At 66.7% G+C, this 17,305-nt stretch carries 14 protein-coding genes; 3 read left to right on the top strand and 11 right to left on the bottom strand.

The features are described from left to right. Positions 1-144: 144 nt before the first annotated feature. Positions 145-888: a hypothetical protein gene (locus tag FBY03_RS15120; protein WP_147173197.1), complete on the top strand. Its 744-nt coding sequence runs from the start codon at positions 145-147 to the stop codon at positions 886-888. Positions 889-1,190: 302 nt separating this feature from the next. Here FBY03_RS15120 and FBY03_RS15115 read toward each other — a convergent pair whose 3' ends face one another. After that, positions 1,191-1,988, bottom strand: coding sequence for an ABC transporter substrate-binding protein (locus tag FBY03_RS15115; RefSeq protein WP_147173196.1), 798 nt, complete (start codon positions 1,986-1,988; stop codon positions 1,191-1,193). Between the two features lie 253 nt (positions 1,989-2,241). After that, positions 2,242-2,769, bottom strand: a complete 528-nt coding sequence (locus FBY03_RS15110) for a DUF962 domain-containing protein (protein WP_147173195.1) — start codon at positions 2,767-2,769, stop codon at positions 2,242-2,244. A 92-nt stretch (positions 2,770-2,861) separates the two neighbouring features. Between FBY03_RS15110 and FBY03_RS15105 the strand changes: the two genes are divergently transcribed. Further along, positions 2,862-3,554: a Crp/Fnr family transcriptional regulator gene (locus FBY03_RS15105; RefSeq protein WP_147173194.1), complete on the top strand. Its 693-nt coding sequence runs from the start codon at positions 2,862-2,864 to the stop codon at positions 3,552-3,554. A 40-nt stretch (positions 3,555-3,594) separates the two neighbouring features. On the opposite strand, the gene FBY03_RS15100 is transcribed toward FBY03_RS15105, so the two are convergent. The 5 genes from FBY03_RS15100 to FBY03_RS15080 all read right to left on the bottom strand — a co-directional run bounded on the left by FBY03_RS15100 (position 3,595) and on the right by FBY03_RS15080 (position 10,748). Beyond that, the gene (locus FBY03_RS15100) at positions 3,595-4,908 is read right to left on the bottom strand and encodes an FAD-binding oxidoreductase (protein WP_147173193.1); all 1,314 of its coding nucleotides are present in this window, start codon (positions 4,906-4,908) and stop codon (positions 3,595-3,597) included. A gap of 220 nt (positions 4,909-5,128) precedes the next feature. Next, the gene (locus FBY03_RS15095; RefSeq protein ID WP_147173192.1) at positions 5,129-6,505 is read right to left on the bottom strand and encodes a glutamine synthetase family protein; all 1,377 of its coding nucleotides are present in this window, start codon (positions 6,503-6,505) and stop codon (positions 5,129-5,131) included. 370 nt (positions 6,506-6,875) lie between these two features. Then, the gene (locus FBY03_RS15090; protein WP_371920782.1) at positions 6,876-8,363 is read right to left on the bottom strand and encodes a methyl-accepting chemotaxis protein; all 1,488 of its coding nucleotides are present in this window, start codon (positions 8,361-8,363) and stop codon (positions 6,876-6,878) included. Positions 8,364-8,661: 298 nt separating this feature from the next. Next, complete coding sequence (locus tag FBY03_RS15085; RefSeq protein WP_147173190.1) at positions 8,662-9,738, bottom strand: FAD-dependent oxidoreductase; 1,077 nt, start codon at positions 9,736-9,738, stop codon at positions 8,662-8,664. After that, positions 9,735-10,748, bottom strand: coding sequence for an AraC family transcriptional regulator (locus FBY03_RS15080; protein ID WP_147173189.1), 1,014 nt, complete (start codon positions 10,746-10,748; stop codon positions 9,735-9,737). Before FBY03_RS15080 ends, FBY03_RS15085 begins: the two co-directional genes overlap by 4 nt. 99 nt (positions 10,749-10,847) lie before the next feature. On the opposite strand from FBY03_RS15080, the gene FBY03_RS15075 reads away from it, so the two are divergent. Continuing rightward, on the top strand, positions 10,848-11,918 hold the full coding sequence (locus tag FBY03_RS15075) for a fatty acid desaturase (protein WP_147173188.1): 1,071 nt from the start codon (positions 10,848-10,850) through the stop codon (positions 11,916-11,918). 128 nt (positions 11,919-12,046) lie between these two features. Here FBY03_RS15075 and FBY03_RS15070 read toward each other — a convergent pair whose 3' ends face one another. Genes FBY03_RS15070 through FBY03_RS15055 form a run of 4 tightly spaced genes read right to left on the bottom strand, consistent with a single transcriptional unit; the run spans position 12,047 to position 17,260 of the window. Then, a complete protein-coding gene (locus FBY03_RS15070; protein ID WP_178090666.1) occupies positions 12,047-12,775 on the bottom strand; it encodes a DUF3047 domain-containing protein in 729 nt (242 codons plus the stop codon). Next, positions 12,775-14,916 carry an FAD-dependent oxidoreductase gene (locus FBY03_RS15065; protein ID WP_147173186.1) on the bottom strand — a complete coding sequence of 714 codons (2,142 nt, stop codon included), beginning with the start codon at positions 14,914-14,916 and terminating at the stop codon, positions 12,775-12,777. The genes FBY03_RS15070 and FBY03_RS15065 overlap by 1 nt, the downstream gene beginning before the upstream one ends. Continuing rightward, positions 14,913-15,884 (bottom strand): hypothetical protein, encoded by a 972-nt coding sequence (locus tag FBY03_RS15060; RefSeq protein ID WP_178090665.1) that lies wholly within the window; start codon positions 15,882-15,884, stop codon positions 14,913-14,915. The genes FBY03_RS15065 and FBY03_RS15060 overlap by 4 nt, the downstream gene beginning before the upstream one ends. Next, positions 15,881-17,260: a sodium:solute symporter gene (locus tag FBY03_RS15055; RefSeq protein WP_147173185.1), complete on the bottom strand. Its 1,380-nt coding sequence runs from the start codon at positions 17,258-17,260 to the stop codon at positions 15,881-15,883. The genes FBY03_RS15060 and FBY03_RS15055 overlap by 4 nt, the downstream gene beginning before the upstream one ends. Between the last annotated feature and the right edge of the window lie 45 nt (positions 17,261-17,305).

Below are 17,305 nucleotides of genomic sequence, written 5' to 3'. Positions count from 1 at the left end.
CGACCCTCACGCTGAGCAGATTTCCGACGAAATCACTCTTTCGAGTAATTCCACACAGGCGCCGACGCAGTAGGCTATGCACGGCGTTTACAAGCGCCAACGGTTATCCGCACTGCTCACAAAAACAATAAGGAGCACCCCGGAATGCGCTGTAAGCTATTGTTCCGTAATATTTTTATCTGGACGATCGGGCTGCTGGCAGGCCTCTCGCCGATAGCCTTCGCCGAAGCGGTAAGTCCGCAGGAACAGGTGCAGGTGTTCGCCAGCCGCGCCACCAGCAGCCTGCTGCTATTGCGCGGCGAGGGCCTGCAAAAGAGCCATAAAGAGCGTCTGGAAACCGATATCCAGCTGCTGGCAGCCGCGATCCAGAGCCTGCCGCAGTCTAGCGATACACTGCGCAGCAGCCACCTCGAGCTTGTTACGCAACTGCGTCGCGGTGTTTCCTTTGGCCCCAATGAAGACGATGTGCCCTGGGGTTACCCGCAAGACCTGAGCAAGGCGTTGCGCGATTTTCTCCACGCCGCGCGCCAACTGCCGCACGAGGCCGGCAGCGAGCTGCCGGCCAAGGTCGAATACCTCGCCGTGCAATACCTCAGCCGCTCTTATATCGGCACCTTTGAAATCGCCCGCGAGCAGCCGGAAACCTACCTCGGCCAGGACGAACGCCTGCTGGTCCCCTCGATCGACCAGGAACTGGCGGCGCTGGACAGCAAAAGCGAACCGGCCATCGGCAAGATGAAAACGCGCTGGGAATACCTCAAGGCAGCACTGAGCGACATGAACAGCAAGAGCAACACCCTGCAAAGCATCTCCGGCCGGTCCTTCGCGCCGATCACCGTGGATCGCCACAGCCGTGCCATGAGCAACCAGTGGATGGCGATGCACTGAGCGCTTGGGAAAATGCCCCGCTAGGGCCAATACCTGGCGCCGAACCGGCCAGGGCGCGCCATGCCCTCAGCGCAGCCAAACCCGCGCTGGGTCAACCCGTGCGGTGGCCGCTCGACTGGCCCATGTCGAGGTGTCTACAGCAGTCGATACCTGCCGCGATGAGTACTGGCAGGCTCCGACCTCGGCGTATCCCGCAAGCTGGCGGAGCATGAGGGCAGCGCTGGCGGGCGGCCGCTGACTAGCCCAACCGACACAAGCCACAAGCCAACCCCCCGCACGGCTACCGGGCGCCTGTCACTCGATCACGGCGACTGGCTGATGTCCCCGGCCTTGTAGGGCACGATACCGGTAAAGCGCTGCGGTATATCGCCGCGCTGCAGCAGGTGCTCCAGCGTACGGTCCAGGTCATCGCGCAATTGTCGGGCACGCGGCGAGCGCTTGCTGTAGGCGAAGGTGAAATCCTCCTGCAGCAGCGTGGTATGGGGCAGCGGCGGCAAGCCGGACTCGCTAAAGGCAGCCTCCGCCGGGTCCTGGTAGTCCAGCAGGTATTCGGCCCGCTGCAAATGCATCATCTGCACCGCTGCCAGATGGTTCGGCGCCGTGGACCGCGCTATCCCCCAGGCCGGGTCCTTGACCAAGGATGTCAACGGCGAACCGGGATAGACCAGCCCCTGGATCTGCAGCAGGCGGCTGTCGTGCAGATCACTCAGCGACCACGGCGAAAGCTTCTCCTGGTAATACAGGTTGAGCTTGACCTGCACGATCAGATACCGACTGAGCAGGGTGTAGCGCTGCATCACCGGGTGATTGAGCAACGAAGGGGCCATCTCGATCTGCCCGGCCTCCATCGCCTTGAACAGGCGAAAACTCGGGTACTCGATGAAGTTCGCTCGATAGCCGGCCCGCTGCGCCAGCAATCTGATCAAGTCGATCAGTTCACCGACCGCCTGACCCTGCGAATCGGTAGAGGAATAGGGCGGGAACTCGATGTAGCCGATGCGAATCGGCGCCTGCTGCACAACCGACTCCTCCTCAGCCAGGGCCATTTGAGCGCAGCAGAAAACAGTGGCAATCAGCCAGGCGAGCAGTCGCGGCAGCATGGGGCAGTCCAACTTTCTTATCGTTCTGGTCAGGTAACCATTGGCCGGGCTGGAAACCAGTCGGTGGCGAAAGCCTGGGCAGTGCAGATTTCTTGCGCCCCGACTCTTTCAAATAGAGTAAGTCACGTGGAGCAGTTACCCGCTTCGGTTGCCTGAAAAGTGCTCAAGCCAGCGATGCCTCCAACACCCGTCCAAGCCAGACGGGCGCCTAGTCTAACCGCGCGAGGGCCCGCCCGTGAGCCCGGCGGTCGAGTTATCGAACCGCCTGCTGCTTCGCCCGGACGTGGGTCGGTCCCGCGCGTCGCACCACTTCATCCTCCACCTCCCGGCGCAGGCCGAGGAGGAACGCCGCTTCCGCCGCGACGAACAGCGGGCCGATCAACAGGCCCGTGACATCGTCGACGAACGCCGGCTTGCGCCCCTCGTAGTAATGGCCGATGAACTGGATCAGCCAACCGACCACGAACAGCGCCAGACCACTGCTCAGCCAGACCAGGGTCGCTTGCCCGGCCAACGCCTGAGCGCCCCACAGGCAGAGCCCCAGCAGCGCCGCCATCAACAGGCCGAAGCGCAGGTCCAGGCGCAGGTAGAATGCGCCGACGGCCAAGGCACTCAAGGTCGCCGGCGAGAGCCACAGGCCCAACACCTCGACCGCCGGACGCGAGAGCAACACCGCCACCGCCAGTACGATCAGCGGCACGCCGATAAAGTGACTGGCGATATTGCGCCGGTCGCGGTGATAGGCGGCATATTGGGCCAGGTGCTCGACCAGGGTTTTCATCGGGGTTGCCCTCGCGTATGACAGGTCCGACGATAGTGGCCCCGACTCGCTACGGCGCTCTGTCAGCTAGCCGACAAACCCAGGAGAAGTGCATGCACGATCCCCGCGCCTACCGTGCCCGCTTGCTCGAAGGCCACTGGTTCAGTGCCCTGCCCGCGCGCTTGCAGGAAGCCCTGCTGGAGATCGCCCAGGTGCAGCAGTTGCCCGCAGGGCAGCGACTGTTCCGCCGCGGCGATCAACCCAGCGGCCTGTACGCCGTGGTGGCGGGCGCCATGCGCGTTGGCGCGGTCAACCAAAGCGGTAAGGAAGCGCTGCTGACCCTGGTCGAGCCGCCCTACTGGTTCGGCGAAATATCCCTGTTCGATGGTCTGCCGCGCACGCACGATGCCTTCGCCGCAGAAGCCAGCACCCTACTACTGCTGCCCCAGGCCCGGCTGCTCGCCCTGCTCGACCAGCAACCGCAGTACTGGCGCGACTTCGCCCTGTTGATGAGCCAGAAACTGCGCCTGACCTTTATCGCCCTGGAGGAGATCAGCCTGCTGCCGGCCGCGCCGCGCCTGGCGCGGCGCCTGTTGTTGATGGCCGACAACTACGGCGAGGCCAGCGGCCCGCGCCCGGTCATTCACCTGGCGCAGGAACAGCTGGCCTTGATGCTGGCGCTCTCCCGGCAGACCACCAACCAGATCCTCAAGGAGCTGGAAGCCCAAGGCATCCTGCGCCTGAGCTACGGCGAAATCGAAATCCTCGATGTGCTACGCCTGCGCCAGGCCACAAGTGAGCCGTAGGCTGGCGTAGAGCGCAGCGAAACCCAGCAATCCTATACCCTCAGCGCAGCTTCTCCAGCAGCTGGTAGTACCACATGCCCACCGCCAGCATCGGGTTGCCCAGCACGTCGCCCAGCGGCACCTTGATGTGCGAGCAGGCGGCAAAGGTGTCGAACTTCTCCAGGCTGCCGGTCAGGGCGTTGGCCATCACCTCGCCCATGATGTGGCTGGTGGCGATGCCGTGACCGGAGTAGCCCTGGCAGTACCAGACGTTGTCCGACAGTTTGCCGAGCTGGGGGATGCGGTTGACCACGATGCCCATGGCGCAACTCCACTGGAAGTCGATCGGCACGCCCTTGAGCGCCGGGAAGGTGCGCTCGATGGCCGGGCGCAACTCGGCGGCGATGTCCCGCGAGTCGCGCCCCGAGTAGTTGCAGCCGCCGCCGAACAACAGGCGGCCATCGGCGGTCAGGCGGTAGTAGTCGAGGACGAAGCGGCAGTCGTAGACGGCCAGGTCCTGCGGGTTGATCTGCTTGGCCAGCTCGCCCAGCGGCGCGGTGGTGACGATGCCGCCCATGGCCGGGAAGATCATGCCCTTGAGCTTCTGCGGCTCCAGCTTGTGGTAGACGTCGCCGGCCAGCAGCACCTGTTTGGCGTCGATCCGGCCCTGGGCGGTGATCACCGCGGGGTTGGCGCCGTGGACGATCTGCAGCACCTCGGAATGCTCGAAGATCAGCGCGCCGAGGCTCTCGGCCGCCTTGGCCTCGCCGATGCACAGGTTCAGCGGGTGCAGGTGCAGGTTGCGGCTGTTCTTGATCGCGCCGCAGTAGAGCTCGCTGTCCAGGTGCGCGCGCACGCCGTCGCGGTCGAGCAGGCTGACCTCGTCGGCCATGCCGCGGCGCACGGCCTCCTCGTAGTCGGCCTGCAGACCCGGCATGTGGCTGGGCTTGTAGGCGGCGTGCAGATGACCGTGCTTGAGGTCGCAGTGGATCCCGTACTTGGCCACTCGCTGCTGGATGATCTGCTGGCCGCGCCAGCGCAGCTGCCAGATGAAGTCGTCGACCTCGGCGCCAAGCCGGTTGCGCATCTGCTTGCGCATGGCGCCGTCGCCCGAGAGGCTGCCGGTGACCTGGCCGCCATTGCGCCCGGTGGCACCCCAGCCGATCTTGTGGCTCTCGACGATGGCCACCTTGAGGCCACGCTCGGCCAGTTCCACGGCGCTGGCCACGCCGGTGAAGCCACCACCGATGATCACCACATCGACACTGACCTGGCCCTGCAGGGTCGGGTAGTCGGTTTCCTGGTTGAGGCTGGCGCTGTAATAGGACGGGCAGCGCTCGGCTGCGGGGATAACGGCATTGAGAGCGGCGGTCATGGAGAAGTCCTCGATTTATGCACCGCGGCCTGAACCGCGGCGCTCGATCTATGTGTTTGCGTCCCGGATTGCATCCGGGCTACCGAATTGAAATAGAACGCTGAGTGCGTCGCGAGCGCAGGCCAGACAAGGCGAAGTCAGGTGAGGGCGCGGAGTGTACGAGCGGTACATGACAAGCCCGAGCCTGACTTCAACGCCGTATGGCCAAGCGCAGTAGCACTCAGGCTTGGGTCAGGTACCAGCGCCAGTCCTGCTCGCCCACCTCGGCCATGAATTGGCGGTACTCGGCGCGTTTGACCGCCAGATAGACCTTGAGGAACGCCTCGCCCAGAGCCTCGCGCGCCCATTCGGAGCGCTCCAGCGCTTGCAGCGAGGTCAACCAGTCGGTCGGCAACAGCGTCTTGGCCTGGGCATAACCGTTACCCTCGACCGGCGCGCCGGGGTCGATGTCCTCGCGAATGCCACGGTGGATGCCGGCGAGGATCGCCGCGGCGGCCAAGTAGGGATTGGCGTCGGCGCCGCAGATGCGGTGTTCGATGTGCCGGCTGGCCGCCGGACCACCGGGTACGCGCAGGCTGACGGTGCGGTTGTCGATACCCCAGGTGGGTGCCAGTGGCGCGTAGCTGTTGGCCTGAAAGCGCCGGTAGGAGTTGGCGTTGGGGCAGAACAGCAGCAACGAGTCGAGCAGGCTGGCGAGCATGCCGCCCACCGCCTGCTTGAGCAGGGTGCCGGCCGGCCCGCCGAGGTCATCCGGCTCGCCGGCGAACAGGTTGCGGCCCTGCTCATCGGCCAGGCTGACGTGCATGTGCATGCCCGTGCCGGCTAGGTGGTCGTAGGGCTTGGCCATGAAGCAGGCCTGCATCCCGTGCTTGTGCGCAACGCCCTTGACCAGGCGCTTGTAACGCACGGCCTGGTCCATGGCCGCGAGTGCGTCGCCATGTTCCAGGGTGATCTCCACCTGGCCCGGGGCGTATTCGGAAATCGCCGTACGCGCCGGGATACCTTGCAGCTTGCAGGCGGCATACAGGTCGGCGAGGAACGGCTCGATCTGTTCCAGTTCGCGCAACCCGTACACCTGGGTGCTGCGCGGACGACCGCCGTCGGCATCCAGCGCCGGCTGCGGCCGACCCTCGGCATCGCGGCGCTGATCGAGCAGATAAAACTCCAGCTCGCAAGCCATCACCGGGTGATAACCCTCGGCCTTGAGCCCCTCGATCACCCGGTTCAGCAGATGCCGCGGATCGGCGACCGTGGCCGGCATGCCCTCGCTCGGGTGCATGCTGACCTGCAGCGCGGCAGTGGCAATCTGCCGCCAGGGCATGCGCACCAGGCTGCCGGCCAGCGGGTAGGCGCGGCAGTCGATGTCGCCGACGTCCCAGACCAGGCCGGAATCTTCGACGTCATCGCCGTTGATGCTCAGGCCGAGGATGGTGCTGGGCAGCGGCCGGCCGCTCTGGTACACGGCCAGCAGCTCCTCGCGGTGCAACAGCTTGCCGCGCGGCACGCCGTTGGCGTCGAGGATGAACAATTCGAACAGTTCGATATCGGGGTTCTGCGCCAGGAAATCCTGGGCGTGCTGCACGGAGGCGAATGGCATGGGACTCTCGTTAGCGCCGGAAGGCGCACTGTCCAGCCGTCGATGCACGTGCCAAAAGGCAGACACGGCGGCGGGATCACAGGTATCGGAACGGCTGCGGGCGGGTGCAGCCGAGGCGTTCAGATAGCGACGAGAGCCACATCCGGCGGGCGCGCATGGCGACAATGCCAGAGCGCCCAGAAGGCCAGGATTGCAGGCAGGAGGGGATTGCTTCGAGCGGCGCCGAAATCGGTGCGCTCCCGTAACGACGGGAAAAACACAGGCGGGATGGGACAATGCGCGGACGAACTCATGGGCGAAGAGGCTCGCACAGCAGCCCGCACGCTTTAAATCCGATTCTTTACATGTTCAGTTACGCACAGGCTAAACATTAGCCGGCGGCGCAGCTTGGACGCTCTCTCGTCGGCTCGGGCTTGTAGCCCAGGCGCAGACCACCCCAATGCCGCCCCTGCACCTGGATCGGCACCGAGAGGTCGTGCATCAGTTCTCCGGTGTCGCGCGTGTAGGTCTGCAGCAGCAGCGGTTGCTGATGGCTGCCACAGCGAATACCGGTGCGGTCGTTGAACAGGCGCTTGCTGCGGCTCTTCGCGGTGTCCCGCGCCCGGTCGCCGCTGGGCGGATGATTGAACGCCTGGTTGTGGGTCGGCACGTAGCCTTCGGGCGTGCTGGCGATGGCGAACACCAGGCCAGGGTGGCGACTCAGCAACGGTTCCTGAATGCCCGGCAGGACCTGGTCGGCATAGCGGTCGAAACGCGTCCTGTACTTAGCCGGAAAGCTGTTGGCAATCGCTTGGTACTGACGGTCGAACAGGTCGGAAAGGCTGACCCGCCCGGCCTGGATATCCGCCTCGAACTGCGCGCCGATCGCCGCCGCGCCCTCGCGCGCCAGATCGTAGATGCGCTGGTGGTAGTCGTCTAAGCCGACGCCGGCGAGCTGTTCGCTGACCGTTTCCGCCTGGCCGACCAGGTGTTCGGCGGCGCCGCCCAGCTGGCGGGTCTGGCCCTCACTGGCGCGCACGTCGCTGCGCAACTGCTCCACGGCGACCAGCAGGCTGGCCAGGCGCTCATGGTTGTTCGCCGTGCCGGCACTGATCTGCGCCACCTGGCTCTCCACATCCACCGCCCAGCCGGCAATCCCTTGCAGCTGTTCGCCGGTTTGCTCGATCTGCCCGGCGGCGTGATCCAGCTCATTGGCCTGCTGCTGAATATGGCTGACCACCGCCGCACTCTGCTGGCGAATGTCGCTGACCATCTGACCGACTTCCTCGGTGGCGCTGGCGGTGCGCGCGGCGAGGTTGCGCACCTCGTCGGCGACCACCGCAAAACCACGGCCCTGCTCGCCGGCGCGCGCCGCTTCGATGGCGGCATTGAGCGCCAGCAGGTTGGTCTGGCTGGCAATGGACTGGATCACCTGGGTGACCTGTTCGATCTGCTCGGTGCGGCTGCTCAGGCCATCGATCAACTCGCGACTGGCGGCGGTCTGCGCGCTGAGCTGCTGCATCCGGCCGATCGCCAGCTGCAACTCCTGCTGGCCCGTGGCACTGCTCTGACGTACGCGCTGCGCGGCCGTCAGGGTCTGCTCGGCCCGTTGCGCGCTGTCCTGCTCGGTATGGGTGATGGCGTCGGCGCCCTGGCTGATCTGCTCGATCGCACTCAACTGCGACTGCAGCTTGTCCGCCAGTTGCTGCACGGCATGTGCTACCTGGGCGGCGGACAGGGCGTTATGACAGGTGTGCTGGGACAGGCTCTGGCTGAGTTGGGCGAATTGCGCGGCGGCGCTTGGCGCCGAGCTGTCCTCCTGGCGCCGCTGCCAGGGCCCCAGCCAAGGCCACAGTGCCAGCAGCAACAAGGCCGGCATGGCCACATAGGGCGACAGTTGCAGCAGTGAGTAGGCCAGCAGCAGTGCGCCCAAGCCGAGTGCGTGCAACAGGCAGGCCTGCGGCTGGCGGATAACGGCAGTACTCATGGCAGTCCTCATTCTTGTTATTCGGGCGATGCCGCGGACGCTGGTCACGCCCCATCGGCGCAGCTGGAGCAGGCCGGGCCAGACTGGCGAGCAAGGTCTGCCGGCTGACGGTGGCGCAGGGCTCGATTCGAGCACGTCCAGCGGCACTCGACCATCACACTTTGGTCGCACAGCCTTGGCTCAACCGAACCTAGCCGGACAGGCGGTGCCGCTGGATAAAGCCACGATCCAGATAGTCCTTCCAGCGCCCATAGAGCTGCCCGCCGGCACTCCAACCGCGCCAGCCGAGCAAGGCGCCGCCATCACCGGTGGCGAGCAGCGCCAGGCTCTGCCGTTGTGGACGATAGGCGCGCAGCGGCAGGCCACGCAGCACGGCACTGAGGTTGGCCGCCAACACGGGCGCCTGACGCACCGAGTACACCCCGCTCTTGCGCGCACCCGGCAGGCTGGCGCAGTCGCCAACGGCAAATAGCTGGGGATGGGACAGGCTCTGCAGGGTCGCGCCGATCTGCACGAAGCCGCCCTGATCGCAGCTCAGGCCGCTCTGCGCCAGCCACGGCAAGGCCTGCGCACCACTGGCCAGGAGCAGGCGCTGGCCACGCCAGACCGGCACCTCACCGCTGATCAGGCAATCGTCGTCGATTCGCTCGATCGGGCAATTTTCGCGCACCTGCACCCGGCGCTGGCGCAGATGACCGAGCGCACGCAGGTGCAGACCCGCATTGTGCCCGGCGAGCAGTTCGCCGGCACAGAACAGCGCCAACTGCGGCACCTGGTCGGCCAGCGCCAGCGCCAGCTCGACCCCGGCCGCGCCGCCGCCGAGAATCGCCAACGGCTGCGGCGCGGCCTGCCAGGTGTGCCAGCCGGCGAGAAACTCGGCGAAGGGTTTGACCGCCAACAGCTGCATACCCGCGCCCTGCTGCAACGGCTGGGCGACCTGAGCACCGAGGTTCAGCGACAGCCAGCTGGCGTCCAGCACAGAGCCATCGGCCAGGTGCACCTGGCGCTGCGCCGCCACCAGCCCCGTTGCCTGGCCGACGATCAGCTCGACCTTGGCCGCCCGGCACAACGGCTGCAGTTCGATCCGGCAGTCGTCGGCGCTGAAACGTTCGGCCAGCAGCCCCGGCAACATCCCCGAGTACCAGGCGTCATGTCCGGCACTGAGCAGCGCGATGCGCCCCGGCGGCCTGTCGACCAGCGCCCAGCGGCGCAACACCCCGAGGTGCGCGTGGCCGGCGCCGAGCAGGATTAGATCGTAGTGGCTCATGCCGGTTTCAGTCCCTCGCGGTATTGGCTCGGCGCCTGCCCGGTCCAGCGCTTGAAGGCGCGGCTGAAGCTGCTGGTGTCGGCAAAGCCGAGCAGGTAGGCGATCTCACTGATCGAACAGCGCGGGTCGCGCATGTGCTGCAGCGCCAGGTGCTGGCGGGTCTCGGCGAGCAGGCTCTCGTAGCTCGCGCCCTCGTCGGCCAGATGGCGCTGCAGGCTGCGCAGGCTCAGGTGCAGGGTCTGCGCGAGGCGTTCGGCCGAGGGCTCGCCATCCGGCAGCTGCGCCTGCAGGCAGGCCCGTACCTTCTGCGTCCAACTGGCACTCTGCAGCTGGGCGAGGTTGCGCTTGAGCACCGCCTCGTTGTGCTCGGCCAGCTCCGGATTGCCATCATCCAGGCGCTGCTCCAGGGCCGCACGCGAAAAGCGCAGCAGGTTCTCCGCCGCGGCGAAGTGCAGCGGCGCGCGGAACACCGCGTGCCAGGGCTGCGGATCGGCCGGCGCCGGACGCTGCAGGTGGACCGCCAGCGGGGCGAAATCGCGACCCAGGCGATTGCGGCAGCTGCGCACGTAGATCGCGGCGAAGGCATCCAGCGCCTCGGGCGCCGGCGCTGGGCTGCCGGGTGGCACGCGAAAACAGAATTCGAAGCAGTCGCCGGCCTCGCGCAATTCCAGTTCGAGGACGTCGCTGACCACCCGGTGATAGCGCACGATGCGCTCGAACATCTCGCGCAAGCTGCTGCTGGCGACCAGCGCGTAGCCGAGGGCATGAAAGGTGGTCGGGCTGACGAACTGCGAGGTCTGCAGGCCCAGCGCCGGGTCACCGCTGGCCGCCACCGCCAGTTGCCACAAGCGGGTGGTGGCCGACAGCGGGCAGCGCGCATTGGGGTCGTCGAGCACGCCCGGCTCGAGTCCGGCCTCGTGGCACAGCGCGGCGCTGTCCAGGCCCAGGGCATCGAGCTGCTTGCGCAGGGCGCGGGTCCAACTGGCCAGGGTGGTGGGTTCGGCAGTCATGCAGGTTGGCGTGTCCGGTCAACAGGTTGGCGTTCAGGGTCAGGCGGCTGGCCGCTCCTCGCGGCACAGTAGCAGCATGTTCAACCAGAGGATGTAGGCATGGCCCTTTCCCCCGCAAGTGTTGCCCAGATGAATGCTCAACAGCGATCCGCGCATATTCGCGAGACGGTGCTGGCCCACGGCGTCGAGCTGCGCCAGCGCTTTCCCCTCCTGCGCCATCAGGACGCCCTCGGTGCCGGCATCCTGGCCTTCGCCCTGGCCGGCATGCTCGGCTCGGCGGCGCTGTATCTCGGCGGCCATCTGGCCTGGTGGGCCTGCCTGCTGCTCAATGCCTTCTTCGCCTCGCTGACCCACGAACTGGAGCACGACCTGATCCACTCGATGTACTTCCGCAAGCGCCGGCTGCCGCACAACCTGATGCTGGCGCTGGTCTGGCTGGCGCGGCCGAGCACCATCAACCCATGGATCCGCCGCCACCTGCACCTCAACCACCACAAGGTCTCCGGCAGCGAGCAGGACCTGGAGGAGCGCGCCATCACCAACGGCGAACCCTGGGGCATCGCCCGCCTGCTGATGGTCGGCGACAACCTCATGGCTGCGCTGATCCGCACGTGGCGGGCGCCGACCTGGGCGCACAAGCGCGCCATCCTGCGGCGCACCCTGCGCGTCTACGCACCGCTGGCGCTGCTCAACTGGGGTACCTGGTATGTGTTTCTCGGCTTCCATGCGCTCGATGCCCTGAGCCACCTGCTCGGCGCGCCTATCGCCTGGTCGGCAAGCACCCTGTCAGCCATGCACATCGTCGATAGTGCCGTGGTGGTGCTGGTCGGCCCCAACGTGCTGCGCACCTTCTGCCTGCACTTCGTCAGCTCCAACATGCACTACTACGGCGACGTCGAGCCGGGCAACGTGATCCAGCAGACTCAGGTGCTCAACCCCTGGTGGCTGTGGCCACTGCAGGCATTCTGCTGCAACTTCGGCAGCAGCCACGCGATCCACCACTTCGTGGTCAAGGAGCCCTTCTACATCCGCCAGCTCAGCGTGCCCTTCGCCCACCGGGTGATGCGCGAGATGGGCGTGCGCTTCAACGACTTCGGCACCTTCGCCCGGGCCAACCGCTGGACCCGGGTTACCCAGGAGCAACCGGCGGCGCAGACCCAGACCGCCTGAACCACGGTGTTCGAGCAGCTAATGGTCGGTCACCGCGAGAACCTGATGCGCCTGGGCAGCTAACAGCCCGGCGGATGATCGAGCCGGGCAGGCAGCTAGGCGATTGTTCAAACTGCGGGTAACCGTTGCTAAGGCGACTGGACGTGCAACTGCGGCGCGGCGAAATAACTCTCGACGCGCTCGCCGGTGTTGTCGCTGTCGGCGGCGAACACCACCCCGAGAATCCGTTGCGGCGCGCTGCCGAAGGCGGCGATGGCGTCGGCGCGCAGGTCGCGGGTCTCCGTCAGCCACTGCCCGAGCGGCGCCTCCGGGCCGCGCAGGGCGAGCATTTCGACCTGCTCGGTGTAGGCGCTACGCGCATGGGTGCCGGGCGCCACGCGGTTGTCCCAGACGTAGCTGAGGGTCGCCGCCGGCAAACTGGGGTCGTAGAAGGTGCGCGCCAGACGCAGCTTCTGCCGGGTCAGGAAGGCCAGCGTGTCCAGCGGATAGTCCAGCAGCACATAGACCCGCGCGGCATAGTCGTCGCCTTCGCGGGTGGCGAAGCGCGCCTTGTCCAGATGCCGCTCGCTGCGCCACTGCCAGCTCAGCTGCCAGGCGCGATCACCCGGTAGATCCAGCGGATGCAGCAGGCCGCCAGCGGCGGAGTCGGCCTCGATGCGCAGCACCTGGCGACCGTCCTGCTCGACCAGGCTGCGGGCCGGCGCCTTGAGCTTGGGGATGTCCGCCAGCCGCCACGGCGTCGACCACTCGGCGCCTGGCGGCCCGGCCGTCCAGGGCGTCAGCTGGTTGTCTGGTGCCGTTTGTCCAGCCTGGGCCAGCGGCGTCGACAGCAGCAAGGCTATCAGTAGGCGGCGCATCAATTTCTCCGCCATGCGTGGAAGCGTTCGACCCAGCGCAGCAGGCCTTGCGGGGCATGCGCGCGCTTCCATTCGCCGGCCGCGTACTTGTTGGCCTCGGCCATGGTCGGGTAGCTGTGGATGGTGCCGAGGATCTTGTTCAGGCCGAGGCCGTGCTTCATCGCCAGCACGTACTCGGCGAGCAGTTCGCCGGCGTGTTCGCCGACTATGCACACCCCGAGGATGCGGTCCTTGCCCGGCTCGGTGAGCACCTTGACGTAGCCTTCGGCCGCCTCGTCGGCGATCGCCCGGTCGAGGTCGTCGATGCCATAGCGGGTCACCTCATAGGCCACCTGTTGCGCGCTGGCCTCGCCCTCGGAGAGGCCGACCCGCGCCACTTCCGGGGCGGTGAAGGTGCAGTAGGGGATCACCCGGTAGTCCACCTTGAAGCGCTTGAAGCCGCGAAACAGTGCGTTGACCGCCGCATACCAGGCCTGATGCGCGGCGACGTGGGTGAACTGATAGGGCCCGGTGACGTCGCCCACCGCGTAGATGTTGGGAAAGCGGGTGGCCAGGTACTCGTCGGTTTCCAGGGTGCCGTTGCCGCGCAGGCTCAGCTCCAGGGCCTCGACGCCGTAACCGCTGACATTGGCCGTGCGACCGAGGGCCAGCAGCAGGCAATCGAAGGCGATGGTCACCTCCTCGCCGGTGTCCAGGCGGCGGGCGACCATGCGCTGTTCGCCGTTGACCAACTCGAAACGCTCGGCCTTGTGCTGCAGCCGCACATCGACGCCGTCGGCCTGCAGGCTGCTGAGCAGCAGTTCGCTGGCGTCACTGTCCTCGCGTGGCAGCAGGCGCTCGGCCAGCTCCACCTGAATCACCTGGCTGCCGAGGCGCTGGAAGGCCTGAGCCAGCTCGCAGCCGATCGGCCCGCCGCCCAGCACCAGCAGCCAACGTGGCTGCTCGCGCAGGCCCCAGATGCTGTCCGAGGTGTAGGCCTGCACCTGATCCAGGCCGGGGATGTTCGGCACCAGCGGCCGCGCCCCGGCGGCGATGATCAGGCTGCGACTGCTCAGGGTCTGGCCGTTGACTTCGACGGTCCAGGGCGAGGTGATGGTCGCTTCGCCCTGAATCACCTCGACGCCCAGCCCGGTGTAACGCTCGACCGAATCGTGCGGTTCGATATCGCCAATCACCCGCTGGATTCGCTGCATCACTGCGGGGAAATCCACCCGGCCGCCGACGTCGCGAAAGCCCAGGGCTTCGCCTTTGCTCAGCTCATGAGCCAGCTTGGCCGAACGCAGCAGCGCCTTGGACGGCACGCAGCCGGTGTTCAGGCAGTCGCCGCCCATCTTGTGCTTCTCGATCAGGCTGACCTTGGCCTTTACCGCCGCGGCGATATAGGCGCTGACCAGACCGCCGGCGCCAGCGCCGATCACCAGCAGATTGCGGTCGAAGGTTTTCGGCCGGGACCAGCCGGCATACACCCGGCGCGCCTTGAGCAGGTCGAGCAGCTTGCGCGCGATCAGCGGGAACAACCCGAGCAGCACGAAGGCGCCCAGCAGGCCGGGCGAGAGGATGCCGCCGAGGGAGTCCAGCTGGCCCAGCTCGCGGCCCGCGTTCACATACACCAGGGTGCCCGGCAACATGCCCAGCTGGCTGACCCACCAGAAGGTGCGCAGCGGCAGCCTGGTCAGGCCCATGGCCAGGTTGATCAGGAAGAACGGGAACACCGGCACCAGGCGCAAGGCGAACAGGTAGAAGGCGCCTTCGCGTTCGATGCCCGCATCGATGCCGGCCAGGCGCTTGCCGAAGCTGCCCTGCACCCAGTCGCGCAACAGGAAGCGGCTGCTGAGCATGGCCAGGCTAGCGCCCAGGGTGGAGGCGAAAGACACCAGCACCAAGCCCTCGAGCAAACCGAACAGCGCCCCCGCCAGCAGGGTCATCAAGGCCGCGCCGGGCAGCGACAGGCCGGTGACCGCGACATAGGCGAGGAAGAACAGTCCCGCCGCCTGCCAGGGACTGGCCGCGACCTGGGCATTCAGCGCTGCCTGCTGGGCCTTGAGGGCTTCGAGGCTGAGGTACTGACCGAGGTCGAAGATGAAGAAGCTCGCGATCAGCGCGAGGATCAGCCCCAGGACGGCGAGTTTACGAGGGTTCATGAGGAGCAGACATCCTGTGCGGAAGTGGGTTGGCACAGCTGGAATCCGCCCAGCAATGCACTATTCGGCAGATCGGCAGGGCCATCCAGCAACCGCGAACGATAGGCGCGGGCGGCGGGACTGTGCGGCGGCCACTGCCGATCGAACTCGGTGAGGAAGGCCGCATGATCGTAGACCAGGGGCAAGGCTTCGACGAACAAGCCGGCGTATGCCGCACGATACAGCGCCAGGGGATGCGGCGTTCGGGCAATGCGGCTGAGCAGGCCATGGCGGGCGCCGGCAAACACCGGCATGCCCGCGGCGCCATTGTTGATCAGCACGCCGGCGGGCAGCTGCAACGCCGCCGGCACGCAGGTGTGACTGGTGGCCAGCACGGCGATCCGTTGCTCGGCCAGCCAGGCGTTTAATTGCGCACGTCGACCGGCGTCCTGTAGCGCCTCGCGCGCGCACTGCCAGCCGGCCAACGAACGCTCGTCGCCGTGACTGATCGCCACCCGCTGCCCCGCCACCGAGACCACCGCGCAGGCGGGACGGCGCGCCAGCTCCCCGGCCAGGCCGGGAATGGTCTGTAGCGTGTCGCTCAAGGCTTGGTGAATGGCGTTGGACCAGTCCACGGTCTGCTCGCCGACCGTTTCGGGGTAGGCGCAGCCACAGCCGGCACCGCTGTCCTGTTCGCGTCCCAGTTCGGTCTCGACATTGCCGCGCAACGCCAGGTGCCGTCGCAGCTGCTGCTCGATCAGGCTGAACAACGCGGGATCGCGGTCGAACCAGTGGGCATCGCCGTTGAATACCGCGCGCGCACCCGGCTCGCCGGCCAACAGGCGCTCCAGGGCCACCAGCGCCTGACGGTTGCCGTACAGGCCGCCGACCACGTACAGGCTGTCGCAGTCGAACAAGGCCGGGCCGGCGAAGGCATCCGCCGCCAGGCGGTAATCCAGCGGGCAGTCACGGCCGGGGCGCAGGTTCATCGCCGCCCCCATAACCCGCCCGGCAGCAGGTAGCCGAGACTGCACAGCAGCAGACCGTACAGGTTGGTCCCCAGCAACAAGGCGTATTTGCCCGTGCCTATGGCCCAGCTCTGCGGAATCCAGCCAAGGGTCAGACCCAGGCCGAGGGCGATACCGCACCAGAAACTCAGGTGAAAGCCCAGCCGGGTCGGCCGCACCAGGCCATGCAGGATGAACACCGGCGCCAGGCCGATGACCATGGTGCCGCTGATGGTGGTGGCCTTGAGGATGTCGGTGCCGGCCAGCATCGGCAGGTTGCCGAGCAGGGCGAACAGCACCATCACCGCCATGCCGACGCCGATGGCCTTCTGCCCCAGGTTGCGCCCGGCCAGCAGCGGCAGTTCGCGGCCGGCCAGTTTGGCCAGGCTGGAGAAGGTCGAGTCGAGGGTCGAGCCGGCCGCCGAGACCATCACCACGGTCATCACCAGCAACGCCGCCACGCCCAGCGATTTGGCCAGCGCCGCCGGCACGTTGTCCGAGGCTGCCAAACCGCTGAGCTGGGCATGCACGCCGATCAGGCTGAAGGCCAGGATGGCGCAGAAACCCAGCACCCCGGCGATCAGGAAGGAACGGCGCATGGTCCGTTCTTCGCTGATAAAGCCGCGGTCGGTCAGCACCGGGTCGTGGAAGCCATAACTGAAGATCTGCAGGCCGGCGACCAGCAGCAGGTCGACCCCGGCATCCAGCGCCCAGTGACTGGTGCTGGCCAGCTCCTGCGCCGAATGCTGCGGCAGCACCAGGCCGAGCACCCAGACCAGGGCCACGATGAAGATCGCCGCCTGCGCCGCGTCGGTGAGAATCGAACTGCGCAGCCCGCCCTTGAGGCTGTAGGCCAGGGTCACGGCGGTGAACAGCAGCGCCGCGCCGATAAACTCGCCGCTGCCGGAGTCGCCGTAATAACCGCCGACCACCGCGGTGTTGCTCCACACCTCGTTGAACAGGCGAATCAGGATCGCCACGGAAAACGCCAGCGCTGCGCCGCGCCCGTAGTGACTGCTGAGGAAGCTGACCAGGCTGGTGGCGGCATAACGGCGGCGCAGGCGATAGATGACCAGGCCGGCCAGGGGAATCGACAGCCAGTAGGTGGCGTAGGCCAGGCCGCCGACCAGGCCATAGCTGGCCCCCAGGTTGGCGGCGTTGGTCACCGACTTGGCGAAGATCCAGCTGATGAAGATGCTCGAGGTCAGCAGCCAGGGCGCCACACTACGGCCCTGGCTGTCTTCGCCGTTGAAGAAACCACCGACAGTCACCGCCCGCGGCGACAGCAGCAGCATCAACACGCCGTACAGCAGCAGAAAACCCCAGAAGAACAGCCCAAGAACGCTGTTGGGTTGCATAGCTCTTTCCTTGATCGAAACGTTGACCAGTGTCGCCAGCACCAG

Origin of the sequence: Pseudomonas sp. SJZ079, from assembly GCF_007993865.1 — a bacterium.
Classification (GTDB): Bacteria; Pseudomonadota; Gammaproteobacteria; order Pseudomonadales; family Pseudomonadaceae; genus Aquipseudomonas.
This window is presented reverse-complemented; position numbering and strand designations above follow the sequence as displayed.